At 59.3% G+C, this 18,217-nt stretch carries 22 protein-coding genes, 1 tRNA gene and 1 riboswitch; of the genes, 13 read left to right on the plus strand and 10 right to left on the minus strand.

All coding sequences use genetic code 11. The features are described 5' to 3' along the window. Window positions 1-184: 184 nt before the first annotated feature. Window positions 185-260: transfer RNA gene (locus tag ACR0C3_RS20860), tRNA-Lys, on the minus strand. 212 nt (window positions 261-472) lie between these two features. Between ACR0C3_RS20860 and dapF the strand changes: the two genes are divergently transcribed. Together dapF and mtaB are read left to right on the plus strand one after the other, a co-directional pair. Then, entirely contained in the window at window positions 473-1,315 is an 843-nt protein-coding gene (gene dapF / locus ACR0C3_RS20865) for a diaminopimelate epimerase (protein WP_480760335.1), read from the plus strand. Further along, window positions 1,312-2,568 (plus strand): tRNA (N(6)-L-threonylcarbamoyladenosine(37)-C(2))-methylthiotransferase MtaB, encoded by a 1,257-nt coding sequence (mtaB, locus tag ACR0C3_RS20870; protein ID WP_480760336.1) that lies wholly within the window; start codon window positions 1,312-1,314, stop codon window positions 2,566-2,568. The genes dapF and mtaB overlap by 4 nt, the downstream gene beginning before the upstream one ends. A gap of 140 nt (window positions 2,569-2,708) precedes the next feature. Here the strand turns inward: mtaB and ACR0C3_RS20875 are convergent, their stop codons facing one another. From ACR0C3_RS20875 to petA, 3 genes are read right to left on the minus strand one after another with little or no spacing between them, the layout of a single operon-like run. Beyond that, window positions 2,709-3,497: a cytochrome c1 gene (locus ACR0C3_RS20875; protein ID WP_170644066.1), complete on the minus strand. Its 789-nt coding sequence runs from the start codon at window positions 3,495-3,497 to the stop codon at window positions 2,709-2,711. Between the two features lie 17 nt (window positions 3,498-3,514). Continuing rightward, window positions 3,515-4,846, minus strand: a complete 1,332-nt coding sequence (petB, locus tag ACR0C3_RS20880; protein ID WP_170379706.1) for a cytochrome b — start codon at window positions 4,844-4,846, stop codon at window positions 3,515-3,517. Between the two features lie 14 nt (window positions 4,847-4,860). Then, window positions 4,861-5,445: a ubiquinol-cytochrome c reductase iron-sulfur subunit gene (gene petA, locus ACR0C3_RS20885; protein ID WP_170379708.1), complete on the minus strand. Its 585-nt coding sequence runs from the start codon at window positions 5,443-5,445 to the stop codon at window positions 4,861-4,863. 462 nt (window positions 5,446-5,907) lie between these two features. Between petA and ACR0C3_RS20890 the strand changes: the two genes are divergently transcribed. Continuing rightward, window positions 5,908-6,351: a cytochrome c family protein gene (locus tag ACR0C3_RS20890; protein ID WP_170679603.1), complete on the plus strand. Its 444-nt coding sequence runs from the start codon at window positions 5,908-5,910 to the stop codon at window positions 6,349-6,351. A 3-nt stretch (window positions 6,352-6,354) separates the two neighbouring features. On the opposite strand, the gene ACR0C3_RS20895 is transcribed toward ACR0C3_RS20890, so the two are convergent. Then, window positions 6,355-6,963, minus strand: a complete 609-nt coding sequence (locus tag ACR0C3_RS20895) for a glutathione S-transferase (RefSeq protein ID WP_480760337.1) — start codon at window positions 6,961-6,963, stop codon at window positions 6,355-6,357. Window positions 6,964-7,019: 56 nt separating this feature from the next. Further along, on the minus strand, window positions 7,020-7,649 hold the full coding sequence (locus tag ACR0C3_RS20900) for an FMN-binding negative transcriptional regulator (protein WP_480760338.1): 630 nt from the start codon (window positions 7,647-7,649) through the stop codon (window positions 7,020-7,022). A 54-nt stretch (window positions 7,650-7,703) separates the two neighbouring features. Beyond that, a riboswitch (FMN riboswitch) is annotated at window positions 7,704-7,858 on the plus strand. Between the two features lie 75 nt (window positions 7,859-7,933). Here ACR0C3_RS20900 and ACR0C3_RS20905 point away from each other — a divergent pair. The 5 genes from ACR0C3_RS20905 to cobO all read left to right on the plus strand — a co-directional run bounded on the left by ACR0C3_RS20905 (window position 7,934) and on the right by cobO (window position 11,903). Next, window positions 7,934-8,371 carry a 6,7-dimethyl-8-ribityllumazine synthase gene (locus ACR0C3_RS20905; RefSeq protein WP_480760339.1) on the plus strand — a complete coding sequence of 146 codons (438 nt, stop codon included), beginning with the start codon at window positions 7,934-7,936 and terminating at the stop codon, window positions 8,369-8,371. Window positions 8,372-8,510: 139 nt separating this feature from the next. Further along, window positions 8,511-9,611 carry a chorismate synthase gene (aroC, locus tag ACR0C3_RS20910; RefSeq protein ID WP_480760340.1) on the plus strand — a complete coding sequence of 367 codons (1,101 nt, stop codon included), beginning with the start codon at window positions 8,511-8,513 and terminating at the stop codon, window positions 9,609-9,611. Continuing rightward, window positions 9,595-10,257 carry an HD domain-containing protein gene (locus ACR0C3_RS20915; RefSeq protein WP_480760341.1) on the plus strand — a complete coding sequence of 221 codons (663 nt, stop codon included), beginning with the start codon at window positions 9,595-9,597 and terminating at the stop codon, window positions 10,255-10,257. Before aroC ends, ACR0C3_RS20915 begins: the two co-directional genes overlap by 17 nt. A gap of 54 nt (window positions 10,258-10,311) precedes the next feature. Further along, entirely contained in the window at window positions 10,312-11,247 is a 936-nt protein-coding gene (locus tag ACR0C3_RS20920; RefSeq protein ID WP_480760342.1) for a DMT family transporter, read from the plus strand. A 56-nt stretch (window positions 11,248-11,303) separates the two neighbouring features. Next, window positions 11,304-11,903 (plus strand): cob(I)yrinic acid a,c-diamide adenosyltransferase, encoded by a 600-nt coding sequence (gene cobO, locus ACR0C3_RS20925; protein ID WP_480760344.1) that lies wholly within the window; start codon window positions 11,304-11,306, stop codon window positions 11,901-11,903. Here cobO and ACR0C3_RS20930 read toward each other — a convergent pair. The 4 genes from ACR0C3_RS20930 to ACR0C3_RS20945 form a co-directional block, all read right to left on the minus strand. Further along, window positions 11,900-12,085, minus strand: a complete 186-nt coding sequence (locus ACR0C3_RS20930; RefSeq protein WP_480760345.1) for a hypothetical protein — start codon at window positions 12,083-12,085, stop codon at window positions 11,900-11,902. The two genes, cobO and ACR0C3_RS20930, sit on opposite strands and share 4 nt — an antisense overlap. 251 nt (window positions 12,086-12,336) lie before the next feature. After that, window positions 12,337-12,702, minus strand: a complete 366-nt coding sequence (locus ACR0C3_RS20935) for an SPW repeat domain-containing protein (RefSeq protein ID WP_170459394.1) — start codon at window positions 12,700-12,702, stop codon at window positions 12,337-12,339. A gap of 111 nt (window positions 12,703-12,813) precedes the next feature. Further along, on the minus strand, window positions 12,814-13,764 hold the full coding sequence (locus ACR0C3_RS20940; RefSeq protein ID WP_480760346.1) for an AraC family transcriptional regulator: 951 nt from the start codon (window positions 13,762-13,764) through the stop codon (window positions 12,814-12,816). A gap of 111 nt (window positions 13,765-13,875) precedes the next feature. Then, a complete protein-coding gene (locus ACR0C3_RS20945; protein ID WP_170679620.1) occupies window positions 13,876-14,742 on the minus strand; it encodes a branched-chain amino acid aminotransferase in 867 nt (288 codons plus the stop codon). A 159-nt stretch (window positions 14,743-14,901) separates the two neighbouring features. Here ACR0C3_RS20945 and ACR0C3_RS20950 point away from each other — a divergent pair, with 159 nt between their 5' ends. From ACR0C3_RS20950 to ACR0C3_RS20970, 5 genes are all read left to right on the plus strand, one after another. Further along, the gene (locus tag ACR0C3_RS20950) at window positions 14,902-15,414 is read left to right on the plus strand and encodes a MarR family winged helix-turn-helix transcriptional regulator (protein WP_170661757.1); all 513 of its coding nucleotides are present in this window, start codon (window positions 14,902-14,904) and stop codon (window positions 15,412-15,414) included. Next, a complete protein-coding gene (locus ACR0C3_RS20955) occupies window positions 15,411-16,112 on the plus strand; it encodes a response regulator (RefSeq protein ID WP_170379735.1) in 702 nt (233 codons plus the stop codon). Before ACR0C3_RS20950 ends, ACR0C3_RS20955 begins: the two co-directional genes overlap by 4 nt. Before the next feature lie 69 nt (window positions 16,113-16,181). Continuing rightward, window positions 16,182-17,108: a histone deacetylase family protein gene (locus tag ACR0C3_RS20960; protein WP_480760347.1), complete on the plus strand. Its 927-nt coding sequence runs from the start codon at window positions 16,182-16,184 to the stop codon at window positions 17,106-17,108. Beyond that, window positions 17,105-17,347, plus strand: coding sequence for an exodeoxyribonuclease VII small subunit (locus ACR0C3_RS20965; protein ID WP_170484940.1), 243 nt, complete (start codon window positions 17,105-17,107; stop codon window positions 17,345-17,347). The genes ACR0C3_RS20960 and ACR0C3_RS20965 overlap by 4 nt, the downstream gene beginning before the upstream one ends. After that, a complete protein-coding gene (locus ACR0C3_RS20970) occupies window positions 17,348-18,214 on the plus strand; it encodes a polyprenyl synthetase family protein (RefSeq protein ID WP_480760348.1) in 867 nt (288 codons plus the stop codon). It abuts the gene before it with no gap. Window positions 18,215-18,217: the final 3 nt, after the last annotated feature.

The raw sequence follows: 18,217 nt of genomic DNA on the forward strand, positions 1-18,217 counted from the left end.
GAAGGGAATTGTTCTGGGCCATTTGCTCATGAACATATGTTCTATTCTTGTTCTCATTCGTTTCAAAGCAAGAATTCATAGCTTTGTCCCCCATATGTCCCCTGGCACGGCAAAGCAGCACGTATTGGCTTGAGTGTATCTGGACAATGCCAGCCTCAACTCTCTGTTTTTAAACTGGAAAAAGTGGTGAGCCGTGCAGGATTCGAACCTGCGACCCACTGATTAAAAGTCAGTTGCTCTACCAACTGAGCTAACGGCCCACTCTTTTGTCTGGATCTTTATGATCCGTGGCGCTCTTTAAGGCATTTTCCCAACCGGGTTCAAGACCTTATTTTGCACCTCGTTTCGCCAGGGTAATCAGTGTTTCCGGCGACCCGATAGGCGGCCTAATTAGGCAGGTGGCGCAGGGGGGTCAAGCCCTTTTTTCAGGAATCGTCACCGCAGGGTGGATTCATCGCAGGACCAACGTTATATGCCCGCCATGCAACAGAGACTCGATACCGGTTTGCCCTTCATGAAGATGCACGGGCTGGGCAATGACTTCGTTATTGTCGACGCGCGTACGCAGGCGACGTCGATCAGCGCTGCATTGGCAAAGGGAATCGGGCACCGCCAGTTTGGTGTGGGATTCGATCAGTTGGCCGTGATCGAAAACGGAGCGGCTGACGCTCATCTCGTGTTCTACAACGCAGACGGGTCGACCTCGGCCGCTTGCGGGAACGCCACACGGTGTATCGCCCGTTTCCTGATGGAAGAGAGCGGCAAAACAGACCTGACTCTGACGACCGAACGCGGCACATTGTACGCGCGGGATGCAGGCAACAGCCTGACCTCGGTCAATATGGGGCAGCCCCAGCTAGGTTGGCAGGACATACCGCTGGCCGAAGAGATGGACACGCTGGAACTCCCGATTGAGGGCGCACCCTCGGCAACAGGCATGGGCAACCCCCATTGCACGTTTTTCGTGGACGACGCTGAAGCGATTCCCCTGGCCGACTTCGGCTCGCGCTACGAACACCACCCCCTTTACCCTGAACGCACCAATGTGCAGGTGGCGCAGGTGATTGGACCGGACCACATCCGCATGCGCGTCTGGGAGCGTGGCGTGGGCATCACGCTGGCCTCAGGGTCTTCGTCCTGCGCCACAGCCGTCGCCGCGGCCCGGCGCGGTCTGACGGGGCGCAAGGTGCAGATCGAGCTGGACGGCGGCACAATCTGGATCGACTGGCGCGATGATGGCGTCTGGATGACCGGACCCACCTGCCATGTGTTCTCGGGCACTCTGACCCCGGGATTTTTGAGGTCACTGGGATGAGCGCCCCCAAATTCACCACTCTGGGCTGTCGTCTGAACGCCTATGAGACTGAGGCGATGAAAGAGCTGTCTCAGCAAGCGGGTCTGCAAGATGCGGTGATCGTGAACACCTGCGCCGTTACGGCCGAGGCGGTTCGCAAGGCCCGGCAAGAGATTCGCAAGCTGCGCCGCGAGAACCCTAACGCGCGCCTGATCGTGACCGGATGCGCCGCGCAGACGGAACCGCAGACCTTCTCGGCCATGGACGAGGTTGATGCGGTGATCGGCAATACCGAAAAGATGCAGCCAGACACCTGGAAAGGCATGGCGGCTGATTTCATCGGCGAGACCGAAACCGTTCAGGTCGATGACATCATGTCGGTCACCGAAACAGCAGGGCATCTGATTGACGGGTTCGGCACCCGCTCACGCGCCTATGTGCAGGTCCAGAATGGCTGTGATCATCGCTGCACCTTCTGCATTATCCCCTACGGCCGCGGGAACTCGCGCAGCGTGCCAGCTGGTGTGGTCGTGGATCAGATCAAGCGGCTGGTCGACAAAGGCTATAACGAGGTTGTCCTCACCGGCGTTGATCTGACCTCATGGGGCGCTGACCTGCCTGCACAGCCCAAACTGGGCGATCTGGTCATGCGCATTCTGAAACTCGTGCCCGATCTGCCGCGCCTGCGCATCAGCTCAATCGATTCGATCGAGGTGGACGAAAACCTGATGCAGGCCATCGCGACCGAGCCTCGACTGATGCCGCATCTGCACCTGTCCCTGCAGCATGGCGACGACCTGATCCTGAAGCGGATGAAACGCCGCCACCTGCGCGATGACGCCATCCGTTTCACCGAAGAGGCGCGCAGCCTGCGGCCCGACATGACCTTTGGTGCCGACATCATCGCTGGCTTCCCCACGGAAACCGAGGCGCATTTTGAAAACTCCCTCAAGCTGGTCACGGACTGCAACCTGACCTGGCTGCATGTCTTCCCCTACTCCAAGCGCGAAGGCACGCCAGCGGCGCGAATCCCACAGCAGGTCAACGGCAAGATCATCAAGGACCGCGCCGCCCGCCTGCGCACAGCCGGAGAGGCGCAGGTCGCCAAGCACCTCTCAGCACAGATCGGTCAAACCCATCACATCCTCATGGAAAACCCGCATATGGGCCGCACCGAACAATTCACTGAAGTCAGTTTCGACACCCCCCATCCCGAAGGTCAAATCGTCACCGCGACGATCACCGGACAAACTGCGACCCAGCTACAAGCCTGATCCGCTCTTCATCTGGCCAAAAATACCTCGGGGTGAATTGGCCGCAGGCCAAGAGGGGCTGGCCCATTTGCCCCATCAAAAAGAAAAACCCCCGCGACCTGAAAGGCGCGGGGGTCTTCAATTTCAAAAGCTCAAAAGCTTTACTGCTCGCGCAGCTTGCCTTTGTGCGGTGCCCACAGGCGCTTGTTGACCAGATACAGCAGCACCGACAGGACGGTCAGGAAGATTACGCCGACAAAACCGGCGTTCTTACGGTCCGTCAGCTTGGGTTCAGCGGCCCACATCAGGAAGGCTGCAACGTCTTCGGACATGGCTTCGACAGTGGCCGCGTGGCCATCGGCGAATTCAACCTGATCTTCGGACAGCGGCGGTCCCATCGAAATCCAGCCTCCGGGGAAGGCCTTGTTTTCGTACAGGATGGTGCCTGCCTCTTCTTTCTCTTCACCAGTGTAGCCGTCCAGCAGAGAAGCGATATATTCCGCGCCGCCCATGCCCTTGACCAGCTGGTTGATGCCCAGACCATAAGGGCCGTGGAAGCCCGCGCGGGCTTTTGCCATCAGGCTCAGGTCCGGCGCGCCAACTCCGTTGTTCGCCGGGAAGTGGTCGGTCGGGATTGCCGGGCGGAAATCGTCCAACTCGGGGTCGAAAACCTCGAAATTGTCCGCCGCGTAAGTGATTACCTGCTCTTCACTGTAACCCAGCGCTTCCAGATCGCGCAGAGGAACGTATTGCAGGCCGTGGCAGGCCGCGCAGACTTCGGTATAGACCTGAAGTCCGCGTTGCAGCTGGTTCTGATCCCAAGTTCCAAACGGACCCTCAAACGAGAAGTCGAAATCCTCGATATGAGTGTCATAGTCGCCTGCCGCAAAAGAGGCGGCAGGGGTAAGGGCCAGGGCAAACGCAGCGCCGATTGCAAGTTTCTTGAACATGTTTCCGGTCCCTCTTCTTACTCGGCCGGCGTGGCGTCGGCGTCAGCCTTGCCATAATGCGCGTTGAAGTCTTCTTCGATGGTCTCAGGCGGGGCCAGAGGTTTCTCGATCACGCCAAGCAGCGGCAGGATTACGAGGAAATACGCAAACCAGTACGCAGAGGCGATCAGCGAGAAAGTCGCGTAGGGCTCTTCCGCAGGCATCGCACCCAGCCACATCAGGGCAAAGAAGTCGATGATCAGCAGGTAGAACCACCATTTGAACATCGGACGATACCGACCCGAACGCACGGTCGAGGTGTCCAGCCAAGGCGCCAGCGCCATGGCCAGGATCGCACCGAACATCGCCAGAACACCGAAGAATTTCGCATCAATGATGCCGCCGGTGATGAAGCTGGCGAACTGAACAACCCAAACCTCGCCGGTGAAGGCGCGCAGGATCGCGTAGAACGGCAGGAAGTACCATTCGGGCACGATATGTGCAGGTGTCACGAGCGGGTTGGCCTCGATATAGTTATCGGGGTGGCCCAGATAGTTCGGCATAAAGCCCACTATGGCCCAGAACACGACCAGGATGACCGCAAGAGCGAACAGATCCTTGATCACGAAATACGGCCAGAAGGGCAGCGTGTCTTTCTCGGCCTCGGCCTTTGAGCCCCGACGAACCTCAACACCCGTAGGGTTGTTGTTGCCGGTGGTGTGGAAGGCCCAGATATGCACGATAACCAGCGCCGCAATGATGAACGGCAGCAGATAGTGCAGCGAGAAGAAGCGGTTCAGCGTGGCGTTATCCACTGCGGGTCCGCCAAGCAACCATGTCTGCAGCGCATCCCCCACAAACGGTATCGCACCAAACAGGCCGGTGATCACGGTCGCACCCCAGAAGGACATCTGACCCCAGGGCAGAACGTAACCCATGAAGGCGGTGCCCATCATCATCAGGTAGATCAGCATACCGATGATCCACGTGATCTCACGCGGGGCTTTGTAGGAGCCGTAGTAGAGACCACGGAACATGTGAATGTAGACCGCGACAAAGAACAGCGATGCGCCGTTCATGTGCAGGTAGCGGATGAAGTAACCGCCATTCACGTTACGCATGATGTGTTCGACGCTGGCGAAGGCCAGATCGACATGCGGCGTGTAGTGCATAACCAGCATGATGCCGGTAACGATTTGCAGCACCAGGCAGAAGGCCAGAACGATGCCCCAGATCCACATCCAGTTCAGGTTCTTGGGTGTGGGAATCATCAGGGTGTCGTACATCAGGCCGACGATAGGCAGGCGGCTGTGCAGCCACTTTTCGCCGTTTGACTTCGGCTCGTAGTGATCGTGGGGAATGCCGGACATAAGTTGGGTCTCCCTTAGCCGAGTTTGATGGTTGAAGCGTCGACCCACTCGACCGGTGGGATCGGCAGGTTCTCAGGCGCGGGGCCTTTGCGGATCCGGCCTGCCAGATCGTAGTGCGAGCCGTGGCAGGGGCAGAACCAACCGCCAAAGTCGCCTGCATCACCCAGAGGCACACAGCCCAGGTGGGTACAAACGCCCATCTGAACGATCCACGCGCCCTCTGCCTCGCCTTCAGGCGATGGCATGACGCGGTTGGCGTCGGTCGCGGGTGCATCTGCGTTGATATTGAAGTTCCGGGCCAGCGGGTCAGGTAGGTTACCTACCGCTTCTTCGTCCTGCTGCTGCGCTTCGGCGATTTCAGCGCCGGTGCGGTGACGGATGAAGACCGGTTTACCCAGCCACTTGACCGTCAGCTGTGTACCCGGCTCAACACCGCTTACATCCGTACGGATCGAGGACAGAGCCTGCACATCCGCCGACGGGTTCATCTGATTGATCATAGGCCATACCGCAGCACCGGTCGCTACGACCCCTGCGCCGCCCGCGACGTAGTACAGGAAATCTCTGCGGGTGCCTTCGTGGTCTTCTACGTGGGACACGAGGTTTTCTCCGATTGTCTAGCGCCCGTGCGAACGGGCCAATAGCTGGAACCCGGCATGGATGCCGGGTCTTAGCGGAATTCTCTACCGAGCAGAATAGTATTCGTCCAGCGGTGTTGAATGCGCAATACGCCGCATCTGCGTAATTTATCATCGCGCGGGGCAGTCTTTTTGATGTTTCTCGCCCTCATGTTTCAACGGCGCGTCGAATCAGCCCCATTTGATTCGCGCCCTATGACCGCGATCTGACCGGGACCAGCGAACCTGGGCCGACAGCACAAGCGGGTCGCATTGGTGCGAAAACCTGAAAAATCCGACATACGAAACCGGGTTTGTTCAGCAACAAATCATATGCCTGAAATAGACGATTTTTCGCGTGCCGAACGGGCATGTTTCCTGTTGCACTTATTGCGCGAATACCTGATGCCCGGTTTCGCGCGAACGCCGATCAGGAGACACCCCATGTCAAAGACCCACTTGGCCGCCGTTCTGTTAACGATTTCTATTTCGACCCAAGCCACCGCGGCCGGAGACCCCGCCAAAGGCGAAAAACTCTACAACCGCTGTTCGGCCTGCCACGCGATCATCAAGGATGGCGAGGTTCTGGTCAAAGGCGGCATCACAGGCCCCAACCTATACGGGGTTGTGGGCCGCACCGCCGGATCCGAGAACGACTATCGCTATGGCAGCGAACGCCTACCCATCGGCATGTTCACCGACGACATGATCCGCGCCGGTGACGCAGGTCTGGTCTGGACCGAGGAAAACATCGCCGCATACTCCGAAGACCCGATCGGGTTCATCAAAGAGTTCCTGCAGGACGATACCGCCCGCCCTAATATGAGCGTGAAGCTCAAGAAAGGCGCGGACGACATTGCCGCCTATCTGGCGACGTTCAGCCAGTAAAGTTTACGTCACCGGGCGCGTAGCGACCATGCTCGGACGCGCGTCAAACTCGGCAAACCAGGTTGCGAGGGCATCATTGCCCTTGCGCCAGCCCCGCGCGTCATGGCGCAGATCCAGATAACCCAGCGCACAGCCCACGGCCACCTGTCCCATGTCCAGCGGACCCGACAGATGTGCCATCCAACGCTGGTTCAGGACGGCACAGGCGCGCTCGACCTTGACCCACTGCGAATCCACCCACTCATCCCATTGCTTGTCTTCGGGACGCAGCCGGCTTTCATAGGTCATCAACAGCGCGGCATCCAGGATGCCATCTGCAAGCGCCTCAAGCGTGAGAACATCCCAGCGCCGCGCACTTTCGGGGTAAAGCTGGCCCCCGGCGCGGTCATCCAGAAAGGCGCAGATCACGCGACTGTCGAACAGGGTCGGGCCGTCGGGCCGCTCCAGGGCCGGAACCTTTGTCAAAGGTGCCTTGCCAATCAAGGGCGCGGCCGGGGCCACTGGCGTACCCGCCACGGTTTCCAACTCAACATCCTCTAGCTGTTCTGTTTCATGCAACAAAACCATGACTTTACGGACATAGGGCGAAGTCAGACTGTGATAGAGTTTCATGCGCGCACTCCTTTGTTTGGGCCGACCTTACAACAGGGTGCAGAAAACAAAAGCCGTCATTTCCCCGAGGGCTCTACAGCGCGCATCAACTCCTGTAGGGCCTGCACCTCCGAGCCCATTCCAAAACTCCCGACCTGCTCTGCAGCCCGCATCCGAACGTCATCGGGCTTGTTCTGGTTCAGCTTCCAAGTGCCCTGAATGTCCTCGACCTGCATCCGGCAGGGCAGAATCATCCGCATCATCCGCTCCAGCGCGTCGCCATCCATCTTGCTGCTGTGCCAGGGCGGCTTCGGGCGCAGCCGGCCTTCAAAAAACGCCGACTGCCGATCCAACAAATCCCGCATCTCCTCCGCCGGGCGCAATTCCAGAATGCCGGTTAGGTGAACGGCGACATAGTTCCATGTCGGCACCTGATCGCTCACCTCATACCAATCGGGCGACACATAGCTGTCCGGACCAGAAACCGCGATTCGCGCTGCCTGCGGCGTCTTCAAAAGCCGGACAATCGGATTCGACCGGACAAGGTGCAGCTCCGCCACCGCGCCATCTTCGGACAACAGAAATGGCACGTGGCTGATCAAAGGCGCGGCATCCGTCGACATGGCCAAAACGCCAAAGGCGCGATCACGGGCAAAGGCGATATGTCGGCTGATCTCTTCAGCGCGAAAGGCGGGATTCGGGTGCATGAGACTCCTCCTGCCAAATCTCTTGCAGAGGAGGCCCAATCTATGCAAGGTCCGCCTCGTTCTCAGGGCGGGGTGAAATTCCCTACCGGCGGTATGCGGGCGTTGACCCGCAAGCCCGCGAGCGGCCTCGCCGTGTTTACGAAGGGGTGTCAGCAGATCTGGTGAAAAGCCAGAGCCGACGGTTAAAGTCCGGATGAAAGAGAACGTGCCAGATGCGTCGGTGATACGGCGTGTCTGCTCGTGATCGCCTTGGGTGAAGTGTCTGTTTTGCTAAGGAGATGATGATGACACACACCCGCTATGCTTTTATCAAAGCCAACTGGCATTCCGATATCGTCGACCGCGCGCTCGAGGGGTTTCTGGAACTCATCCCCACCGATCAGGTTGACGTGTTCGACGTCCCCGGCGCGTTTGAAATGCCCCTGATCGCACGCGATCTGGCCCAAACCGGCCAATATGCGGCTGTCGCCTGTGCCGCGTTCGTGGTTGATGGAGGCATCTACCGGCACGATTTCGTGGCCCAGGCCGTGGTTGACGGCCTGATGCGCGCAAGCCTCGGCACCGGCGTCCCGGTCCTGTCGGTCTCGCTGACCCCACATCAATATCAGGAAACCGACCACCACAACGCCATCTACCGCGACCACTTCGTGCAAAAAGGGCGCGAGGCCGCCAACGCCGCCCTCAACATCACGAAAACCCGTCAGGCGATCAACGCAACCTGATCCTTCTTCTGTTTGAAAATACCTCGGGGAGGCGTGCTTGCGCGGCGGGGGCAGAGCCCCCTCCCCCATTTCAAACGCAAATCCACTTGAGGCCAAAGGCTCTCCCCGCTAATCACAACCCCGCAAAGGAGCCCGCCCCATGTCGATGAACAGCTTTGGACACCTCTTCCGCGTCACCACCTGGGGCGAAAGCCACGGGCCCGCCTTGGGCGCTACGGTAGACGGCTGCCCTCCCGGCGTGCAGATCGACGAGGCGATGATCCAGCACTGGCTGGACAAACGCAAACCGGGGCAAAACAAGTTTACCACCCAGCGGCGCGAACCTGATCAGGTCAAAATCCTCTCTGGCGTGTTCGAAGGCCAAACCACCGGCACGCCCGTTCAGCTGATGATCGAGAACACCGACCAGCGCTCGAAAGACTACGGTGATATCATGGAGAAGTTCCGCCCGGGACATGCCGATATCACCTACTGGCAGAAATACGGCATCCGCGACTATCGCGGCGGAGGGCGCAGCTCGGCCCGCGAAACCGCCTCGCGCGTTGCGGCTGGAGGGCTGGCGCGTGAAGCGATCAAACAGATCGCACCCAATGTGCAGATCACCGGCTACATGACCCAGATCGGCCCGCACAAATTCGACCGCGCCAATTTCGACTGGTCGCAGATCGAACAGAACCCCTTCTGGACGCCTGACGCCCAAGCCGCCGAAGACTGGGCCGTCTATCTGGACGACCTGCGCAAATCCGGCAACTCGGTCGGTGCGATCGTTGAAGTCGTCGCGCGTGGCGTCCCCGCCGGGCTGGGCGCACCGATATACGCCAAGTTAGACACTGATCTGGCCGCAGCGATGATGTCGATCAACGCCGTCAAGGGCGTCGAGATCGGCGAGGGCATGACCGCAGCTGAGCTGACTGGCGAGGCCAATGCTGATGAGATCTTCATGGGCCAGAACGGCCCTCAGTACAGCTCGAACCACGCGGGCGGAATTCTGGGCGGAATCTCCACCGGACAGGACGTCGTGGTGCGGTTTGCGGTAAAGCCGACCTCATCCATCCTGACCACGCGCAAGACGATCACCAAATCGGGTAAGGAAACCGAGATCATCACCAAAGGCCGCCACGACCCTTGCGTCGGTATCCGCGCTGTGCCTGTGGGGGAGGCAATGATGGCCTGCGTGATCCTCGACCATCTGCTGCTGCACCGAGGCCAGATTGGTGAGAACCGTGGACATATTGGCTGATCTGCGCACGCGCCTGCGCGGCATCGTCGCGCAGCGTATGCAAACCGATCCTGCACATGATCTGGCCCATCTGGATCGGGTCTGGCGGAATGCTCAGGCGATTGCGGATGATCAGGCGGACATGGCTGTGTTGCTGGCTGCCAGCTATCTGCATGATCTGATTAATCTGCCAAAGAACGACCCGAACCGCCACTTGGCCTCATGCCAATCCGCTCAGGAATCAGAGTCTATTCTAAAGGAATTTGGCTTTTCTGACGCGCAAATCCAAGCCACCCAACACGCGATTGAGGCCCACAGCTTCTCAGCCAACATCCCGCCCCGCACATCCGAAGCCCGGATCCTGCGAGATGCGGACCGGCTTGATGCGCTGGGGGCGATCGGTATTGCGCGCACCTTTGCGGTGGCTGGTGCATTGGGCCGTGATCTCTACGACCCCGAGGATCCCTTTGCCAAGGCGCGCGATCTGGACGACCTGAATTTCTCGATCGACCACTGGAAAGTGAAACTGCTGAGCCTGCCCGACGACATGCTGACCGAAGCCGGCTATGCTCTGGCACAAGAACGCAGGGCGCAGATGCTTGAATTCCTCAGGGCCTTCGCGGATGAAATCGGCCACCCCGTGCCCGCGCCATGGGAAACAACCTAATTGGTACAATCCCGTCGTTGATCTTTCCGCGCCAAAAGCGCAGGTTCCCGGCCAATGGCACAATCCTTGACATCGCACCGCCCCGCTCTTGCTGTGGGCCTGAAATTGACCGCCTTGATGCTGTTCACCTTGATGTCGGCCTTGGTCAAAGCGTTGTCCGAAGATTTTCCACCGGGTGAGTTGGTCTTTTTCCGGTCGCTCCTGGCGATTCCCGTCATCATCGCCTGGCTGATCTGGCGCGGAGAGCTGTCGCAGGGCTTTGTCGTCAAGAAACCCATGGGCCATTTCTGGCGTGGCGTTCTGGGCACCAGCGCAATGGGTTTGACCTTTACCGGCCTCAGCCTACTGCCTTTGCCCGAGGTCACGGCCATCGGCTACGCGACCCCGATTTTCACCCTCGTCCTAGCCGCCATTTTGTTGGGCGAGCGCATCCGCATGATCCGCATCGGTGCGGTGATGCTGGGGCTTGTCGGGGTTCTGATCATGCTCTGGCCCCGGCTTGGCAGCACCGAGATGGAAGTGGCGGCAACGATTGGCGCCCTTTGCGTTCTGGCTGCAACCATCGCGCGGGCCTTTGTGCAAATTCATATCCGGCAATTGGTCAAGGTCGACCACCCCGCCGCCATCGTGTTCTATTTCTCGATCACGGCGACGCTGCTTTCATCGCTGACCGTGTTTTGGGGTTGGACCATGCCGACACTGGATCAGGCTCTGTTATTGGTCGTTGTTGGCCTGATCGGTGGGGTTGCGCAGATCCTTGTGACCTCGTCCTATCGGTTTGGTCAGGCATCGATGCTGGCACCTTATGACTACACCACCATGCTGTTCGCCATTGCGATCAGTTATTTCTGGTTCGATGAGCTGCCGACGCTGGCGATCTTGCTTGGTGCGGCACTGGTGATCGCCGGCAATGTGGTCGTGGTTTGGCGCGAACATCAGCTGGGGTTGGAGCGCGGCAAGGCGCGGTCTCTGACCGACCACAAACCGTGACTTTACCTTTCGCCAACTTCGCTTAGTTTGAGCGCAACAATCAATGAGGGCCCAACATGAGTGACGCACAAGACCACAAGGAAAAGATGCAAGAGGTGCAGGCCAAGCACCGCAAAAAAGTGTCCGAAGCGGTCGACCCTGACCGTGGCCTGGTGCTGATCAATACCGGCAAGGGCAAGGGCAAATCCTCGGCCGCTTTTGGCGTGGTCATCCGTGCGCTTGGCTGGGGCCAAAAGGTTGCCGTTGTACAGTTCATCAAGGGCAAGTGGAAAACCGGCGAGCGGCGCTTTTTCGAAGAACGCGATCTGGTGACATGGCACACGATGGGCGAAGGCTTCACCTGGGACACTCAGGATCGTGAGCGCGACATCGCCGCCGCCACCGCCGCGTTCGACAAGGCCTGCGACCTGATGGCCAGCGGGGACTACGATCTGGTCGTGCTGGATGAGATCAACATCGCACTGCGCTACGAATACCTGTCGGTTGAACGTGTGATTGAGGGGTTGAATGGCCGCTCCGACAAGACCAGCGTATTCCTGACGGGACGTGATGCCCCGCAAGAACTGCGGGACTATGCCGATCTGGTCACCGAGATGACCGAAGAAAAGCACCCTTTCAAGGTCGGAATCAAAGCCCAGCGCGGCGTGGACTACTAACCACGCGCCCCTTTGGGTGTTTCTCTGACAAATTCGTCCGAGGGCTGCTGTTTCAGCTCTCGGCATTTTTCTGCGTCGCAGGTTTTGCGATCCAGATAGGCCTCAACATCCGAGGCTAGTGCGTCGCAATCGCAGGACGCGCAACACGGGTCGGATAGCAGCTCTTCAAATCTGGTACGCATCGGTGCCCTCGGTCGTTCCCGGAACGGTGGCAGGCCATCACGATTGAACTTGCTGAGCCCACAGACCGCCCCGGAACCTTGTGCTTGATCGGTTCATCTGGCGTTGCTTTTTTCTGACTGTTTTTGTCGGTTTTTGCAAGGAAAAACAACGGAGCAAGTCAGCGGGCCTGTTTTACCCAGAAAAACAGACCCTAATAAAGGAAAAGCCGCACAGGACAGCGCGGCTTTGAGCAGTGAGATGCAGGTTGGATTCAGGCCGCTGCGGTTTGTTCAGGCGCGCTGAGCGAGATCACAGCGACAACAGCGGCCCCGTTCAGCCAGTAGAACAGCGCGTCGATTCCCGAAAAGCCGAGCAAGCTGGGGGCCAGCAGGAAGGTCACGCCAACGGCCAGATCCACGGCTAGATGCAGTTTGTAAGGCAGCACCCGCCAGATCCCCAGGTGATGGTCGGTGAGTACCGTCAGGACGAAAGCAGCAACGCCGGTGACAACGGACAGCCACAGCGCCAGCGGATTGGATTGGCCCAGTCCAAGCACAAAGGGCAGCACCATCAGTGCAATGGCAACGGGATAGTCGAGATAGGCGTGAATATTGCGGGTGACAAAACGGAGGGACATCTGGATTTCCTTTCCTCAATCAGAGACAGATCAAGAATAGGACCTGCCTTGGGAACGCAGCAGCCCAGATCGTTTTCAAAACATTGCAGATCGTTCAGAAGTATTGGTGGATCAGTGCATCTCGCGATAAGCGGCCGGAGACACTCCGACCTGTTTCTTGAACACCCGCGAAAATGCCGCCTCAGAGGCATAACCGGCCTCGGCTGCGGCGTCGGCCACGTTCCAACGCCCCTCGGTCAGACCGTGGCAAGCAATCTGCATCCTCCAGTCCGTCAGATATTGCATCGGCGTGGTTCCCATCTTCTCAGCAAAAAGTTGGGCAAAGGCCGTGCGCGACATCGCGGCCTCATTGGCAAGGCTGGCCACGCTCCACTCCTGCGCGGGGGCTTGGTGGAATGCAGTCAAAGCGCGCGAGATTCGCGGATCGGCAAATCCGGCCAAGGCGTCATCGTCGGGGCTTTGATGTTCCAGATAGGCCCGGATCGCCTGTGCGAACAGAACTTCGGACAGTTTCAGAGCAATCAGGTCGCCGCCAATCCGCGCGCCGGACACTTCTGAGCCGATCATGCGCAGGGTGGCCTCGATCCACGATCCCGCTTCTTCTCCGTAATTCTGAATCAGGATGTAGGGCGGTAGCCGGTCGATCAGCATATGACCGGTGCCATTCCGGCCAGCTGGTCCTGTGAACGAAAAATGTCCGCAGATCAGTTGGGTATCGCGTTCTTCGTCCGCGCCGCCATAGACCAGAACGCCGTCACCGGTATAGCCCGCAATGTCGAGCACCTGTTCCAATGGCAAGGCGTCAAATGGCCTGACCTCATTGCACAGCAGCACATGTTGCGCACCATGCGGGATCACGATCAGGTCGCCCTGTTTCAGACGCACGGTCTCGCCGGTTGCCGGGATGTGGACCTTCAGTTCTCCGCGCTGGACGAAATGAAACCGGGCCACGTTTTCAAAGCCGGGCACCTGAATCCCGAAAGGCGGGGTGAAGGAGGTCCGGAAATAGAACGTGCCGCGTAGGGACAGGCGGGTGAGGATATCGCTGAGAAGGTCCAACATAGGGCAAAGATACAGCGCAGCACACCAAGGTCCATGCTGTTGAACGATCTGCAAGACACTCTGCACGATCTGTAACAAAAACCCCCGCCGAAGCAGGGGTTTCAGGTCTTATCAGGAGCGGACGAGTTTCTCGTAGTCTTCCGCGATTTCGCGGGTCAGATCGCCCACTTCAAAGGTGTAGTCGCCAATCTGCCCGACCGGAGTGACCTCGGCCGCCGTGCCAGTCAGCCAGCATTGCTCGAAATCAGCCATTTCCTCGGGCTTGATGCGGCGCTCATGCACGGTAATGCCCTTGTCTTTCAGCATCTGGATGACGGTCTGGCGGGTGATGCCGTTCAGGAAGCAATCCGCCAGCGGAGTGTGGACCTCACCATCCTTGACGAAGAAGACGTTGGCCCCGGTGGCCTCGGCCACATAACCGCGCCAATCCATGAACAGCGCATCCGAGCAGCCCTTAGCCTCGGCCTTGTGCTTGGAGATGGTGCAGATCATGTAGAGGCCCGCCGCCTTGGCGTGAACCGGAATGGTCTCAGGGCTGGGGCGTTTCCATTCGGCGATGTCCAGCTTGGCACCTTGCATCTTGGCGTCGCCGTAGTAGGCCCCCCACGGCCAGACGGCGACAGCCATCCGCACGGGGTTCTTGGCCGAGGCCACGCCCATATCCTCGCCCGAACCACGCCAGACCAGCGCGCGGACATAGGCGTCCTTCAGGCCGCTGGCTTTCAGGGCCTCTTCCTTGGCGGCCTCGATCTGATCCACATCGTAGGGCATCGGCATGTCCAGCGCCTCGGCCGAGGCGATCAGACGTTCGGAATGTTCCCGGCTTTTGAAGATCTTGCCGTTATAGGCGCGCTCGCCCTCGAACACGGACGAGGCGTAGTGCATCGCATGTGTCAGGATGTGGACATTGGCCTCGCGCCATGGGACCAGCTTGCCATCCAACCAGATGGTGCCATCACGATCATCATACCCCGCCATGCGAAACCTCCTGAACCGGGTTGAATTTGCGAATGTTGCGCTAGTTAGGACCGGAGCGGACACAATCTTGCGCAAAAACTGCGATTCGATACCTGTCTGCCCTTGGAATGTCAATAAGGCTGACTTAAACTGTAGACCGAGTAACGCATGAGGCATGATATGTCCGAAATCCGCCCCGCCCCGATATATGGGGGCGAAAGCCTGTTATTCCTAACCGATGAGCAGTTGCGGCAGGGGATTGAGGCGATGTTTTTCGCCTATCGGGGGTTTACGGCGGATCCGGATCGTATCCTCGCGGACATGTCTTACGGGCGGGCGCATCACCGGGCGATCCACTTCATCAACCGCGCCCCCGGGACGACGGTCAACAACCTGCTGGCCATTCTGGGCGTGACGAAACAATCCCTGAACCGTGTGCTGCGGACGCTGATCGAAGACGGTATGGTCGAAAGCCGCGTTGGGACCGTGGACAAGCGCGAGCGGCATCTGTTTCTGACGGAAAAAGGCCGCGCGCTTGAGGCAACATTGTCCGACGCCCAACGCGCGCGCATGCGGGCCGCTTACAAGGATGCAGGCCCCGAGGCCGTGGCCGGTTTTCGCAAAGTACTTGAAGCAATGATGGATGCTGATATGCGTCATGCTTACAAGAAGTTGCGGGATACGACCTCATGAGCGATATGGATGCCCACCTGCTGATCGTCGACGATGACGAGCGCATTCGAGACCTGCTGAAGAAGTTTCTGATGCGGAACGGGTTTCTGGTGACCGCCGCGCGCGACGCGGCGCATGCGCGTCGGGTGCTGTCCGGGCTAGACTTCGACATGATCGTTCTGGATGTGATGATGCCCGGTGAGGATGGCGTGAGCCTGACCAAAGCGCTGCGCGAGACCCACAGCACTCCGATCCTTTTGCTGACGGCGCGTGGCGAGACCGAGCATCGGATTGCTGGGCTTGAGGCCGGGGCCGATGACTATTTGGCCAAACCGTTTGAGCCGAAAGAGCTGTTGCTGCGCATCAACGCCATTCTGCGGCGGATGCCCGAAGCTCCTGCTCAGGATGCGGCAGCGAAAATCTTGACCCTTGGCCCGATCCGCTATGACATCGAGCGGGGAGAGATGTGGCAGGGTGAGGATCCGGTGCGTCTGACCGCAACTGAAAGCCAGTTGATGAAGATCTTCTCGGCCAAACCGGGGGAGCCGATCAGCCGGGCAAAACTGGTTGAGGATCTGGGACGCGACAAGGGGCAGGCGCAGGAGCGGGCCGTCGACGTGCAGATCACGCGGTTGCGCCGCAAGATCGAACAGGACCCCAAGCAGCCTCGATACCTGCAAACCGTTCGCGGAGCAGGGTATATGCTGGCACCGGATTGACCGGGCCGCTGCGCGGCGATCTTATGCCTTCGGCGAGGATACTTTTAGCCAGATGAAGAGAGGATCCCGATGAAGACGGCCTTGTTGACCCATGCAGATTGTCTGGGCCATGTCACCCCCGATGGCCATCCTGAGCGGGTGGCGCGGCTAGAGCATATACTACATGCGCTGGAGGCATTGGACCTGGACCGCAGGACCGCTCCGATGGTGGCGGATGACGATTTGCTGCGGGTTCACCCTGAGGACTATATCCGCGATATCCGGGCCACGCGGCCTGCCGAAGGGTTTACGCAGATTGATGGGGATACGTTTATGTCTCCGGGGTCGGTCGATGCCGCGTATCGCGGCGCTGGGGCCGTTGTTCGGGCGGTGGATCTGGTGCTGTCTGGCGAGGTCCCGAATGCGTTCTGCGCCATTCGTCCGCCGGGTCATCACGCGGAAACCGACAAGGCGATGGGGTTTTGCCTGTTCGGCAATGCCGCTTTGGGTGCCAAACATGCGCTGGACCATCACGGGCTGGCCCGTGTTGCGGTGGTGGATTTCGACGTGCACCACGGCAATGGCACACAGGACCTGTTATGGGACGAAAAACGCGCGCTTGTGATCACCAGCCAGCAGATGCCCCTGTGGCCCGGCTCCGGTCGACCCGATGAAACCGGGGCTTACGACACGGTTCTGAACATACCCCTGCCACCTGCAAGCGGTGGGGCTGAGATGCGCGCAGCCTATGAGTCGCAGGCCTTCCCGCGCCTGAGAGCCTTCAAGCCCGAACTGATCATTATCTCGGCCGGTTTTGATGCCCATCAGGACGATCCACTGGCCAATCTCAACTGGTCCACGGGCGACTTCGCCTGGATCACGTCTGAGCTGTGCAAGATCGCCGACGAGGTTTGTGAGGGCCGTATCGTCTCGACTCTCGAAGGCGGGTATGATCTGAACGCATTGGCCGAGGCGACACACGCCCATGTGGAAGAACTGATGAAGGCAGCACGATGACCGATACCCCCGTTGAGCAGATGACGTTTGAACAGGCGATGAAAGAGCTTGAGGCCGTAGTCGGCCAATTGGAACGCGGTGACGTGGCGCTGGATCAGTCGATTGCGCTCTATGAACGCGGCGCGGCTTTGAAGAAGCGCTGCGAAGATGAGTTGAAGCGCGCTGAGGAAAAAGTGGCCGCCATCACACTGGACGCCAGCGGGCAGCCAACCGGGACGACTCCAGTCGAAGGTCAGTAAATGTTTCGCGACAGGCTGGCGCAGGATGCGGCGCGGGTTCAGAACTATTTTGACCTGGTGCTGGGGGCGCTTGACGATCTGGATGTGACGCGGGCCATGGCCTACGCCACCGATGGCGGAAAGCGTCTGCGGGGGTTTCTGGTTCTGGAAAGCGCGCGCCTGCATGGCGTTAGTGCCTCGCAGGCGATCTGGCCCGCGACCGCGATTGAGGCGTTGCACGCCTATTCTCTCGTCCATGATGACCTGCCCTGTATGGATGACGATGACCTGCGACGCGGGCGCCCAACGGTTCACGTGAAATGGGACGAAGGCACTGCCGTTCTGGCCGGGGATGCTTTGCAGACCCTGGCGTTTGAGCTTTGCACACGGCCCGAAGTCGGCAAGCCCGAGATTCGCGCCGAACTGGCGATGACTCTGGCCAAGGCAAGTGGGGCGCAGGGCATGGTTCTCGGTCAGGCACTGGATATTGCGGCTGAAACGGCCTCTGACCCGCTGTCGCTGGGCGAAATCACGCGGCTGCAAGCGGGTAAAACCGGGGCGTTGATCGAATGGTCCGCCTGTGCGGGCGCTCGGTTGGCGCAAGCCGATCCGACCCCGTTGCGCCAATATGCCCAAGCCCTTGGGCTTGCTTTTCAAATCGCCGATGACATCTTGGATATCGAGGGCGATGCCGAAAAGGCCGGAAAACGGCTGCAAAAAGATGCAGATGCGGGCAAGGCAACCTTTGTTTCGCTTCTGGGGCTGGATGCAGCCAAAACCCGTGCAGCAGAGCTGGTGGGCGAAGCCTGCGCCGCGCTGGATGGGTATGGGGCCAAGGCTGAAACCTTGAAGGACGCTGCTCGCTTCGTTATTGCCCGGGACAGCTAAGCC

The sequence above is a fragment of the Ruegeria sp. CK3 genome (assembly GCF_056536565.1).

Coding starts and splice junctions, on each gene's coding strand:
- ACR0C3_RS20905 (WP_480760339.1), top strand. CDS start 7,934: ATGACACACACCCGCTATGCTTTTATCAAAGCCAACTGGCATTCCGAT.
- ACR0C3_RS20900 (WP_480760338.1), bottom strand. CDS start 7,649: ATGCACCCGAATCCCGCCTTTCGCGCTGAAGAGATCAGCCGACATATC.
- ACR0C3_RS20940 (WP_480760346.1), bottom strand. CDS start 13,764: ATGTTGGACCTTCTCAGCGATATCCTCACCCGCCTGTCCCTACGCGGC.
- ACR0C3_RS20945 (WP_170679620.1), bottom strand. CDS start 14,742: ATGGCGGGGTATGATGATCGTGATGGCACCATCTGGTTGGATGGCAAG.
- dapF (WP_480760335.1), top strand. CDS start 473: ATGCCCGCCATGCAACAGAGACTCGATACCGGTTTGCCCTTCATGAAG.
- ACR0C3_RS20955 (WP_170379735.1), top strand. CDS start 15,411: ATGAGCGATATGGATGCCCACCTGCTGATCGTCGACGATGACGAGCGC.
- ACR0C3_RS20920 (WP_480760342.1), top strand. CDS start 10,312: ATGGCACAATCCTTGACATCGCACCGCCCCGCTCTTGCTGTGGGCCTG.
- mtaB (WP_480760336.1), top strand. CDS start 1,312: ATGAGCGCCCCCAAATTCACCACTCTGGGCTGTCGTCTGAACGCCTAT.
- ACR0C3_RS20950 (WP_170661757.1), top strand. CDS start 14,902: ATGTCCGAAATCCGCCCCGCCCCGATATATGGGGGCGAAAGCCTGTTA.
- ACR0C3_RS20875 (WP_170644066.1), bottom strand. CDS start 3,497: ATGTTCAAGAAACTTGCAATCGGCGCTGCGTTTGCCCTGGCCCTTACC.
- petB (WP_170379706.1), bottom strand. CDS start 4,846: ATGTCCGGCATTCCCCACGATCACTACGAGCCGAAGTCAAACGGCGAA.
- aroC (WP_480760340.1), top strand. CDS start 8,511: ATGTCGATGAACAGCTTTGGACACCTCTTCCGCGTCACCACCTGGGGC.
- ACR0C3_RS20930 (WP_480760345.1), bottom strand. CDS start 12,085: ATGCGTACCAGATTTGAAGAGCTGCTATCCGACCCGTGTTGCGCGTCC.
- ACR0C3_RS20890 (WP_170679603.1), top strand. CDS start 5,908: ATGTCAAAGACCCACTTGGCCGCCGTTCTGTTAACGATTTCTATTTCG.
- ACR0C3_RS20895 (WP_480760337.1), bottom strand. CDS start 6,963: ATGAAACTCTATCACAGTCTGACTTCGCCCTATGTCCGTAAAGTCATG.
- ACR0C3_RS20970 (WP_480760348.1), top strand. CDS start 17,348: ATGTTTCGCGACAGGCTGGCGCAGGATGCGGCGCGGGTTCAGAACTAT.
- cobO (WP_480760344.1), top strand. CDS start 11,304: ATGAGTGACGCACAAGACCACAAGGAAAAGATGCAAGAGGTGCAGGCC.
- ACR0C3_RS20965 (WP_170484940.1), top strand. CDS start 17,105: ATGACCGATACCCCCGTTGAGCAGATGACGTTTGAACAGGCGATGAAA.
- ACR0C3_RS20935 (WP_170459394.1), bottom strand. CDS start 12,702: ATGTCCCTCCGTTTTGTCACCCGCAATATTCACGCCTATCTCGACTAT.
- ACR0C3_RS20960 (WP_480760347.1), top strand. CDS start 16,182: ATGAAGACGGCCTTGTTGACCCATGCAGATTGTCTGGGCCATGTCACC.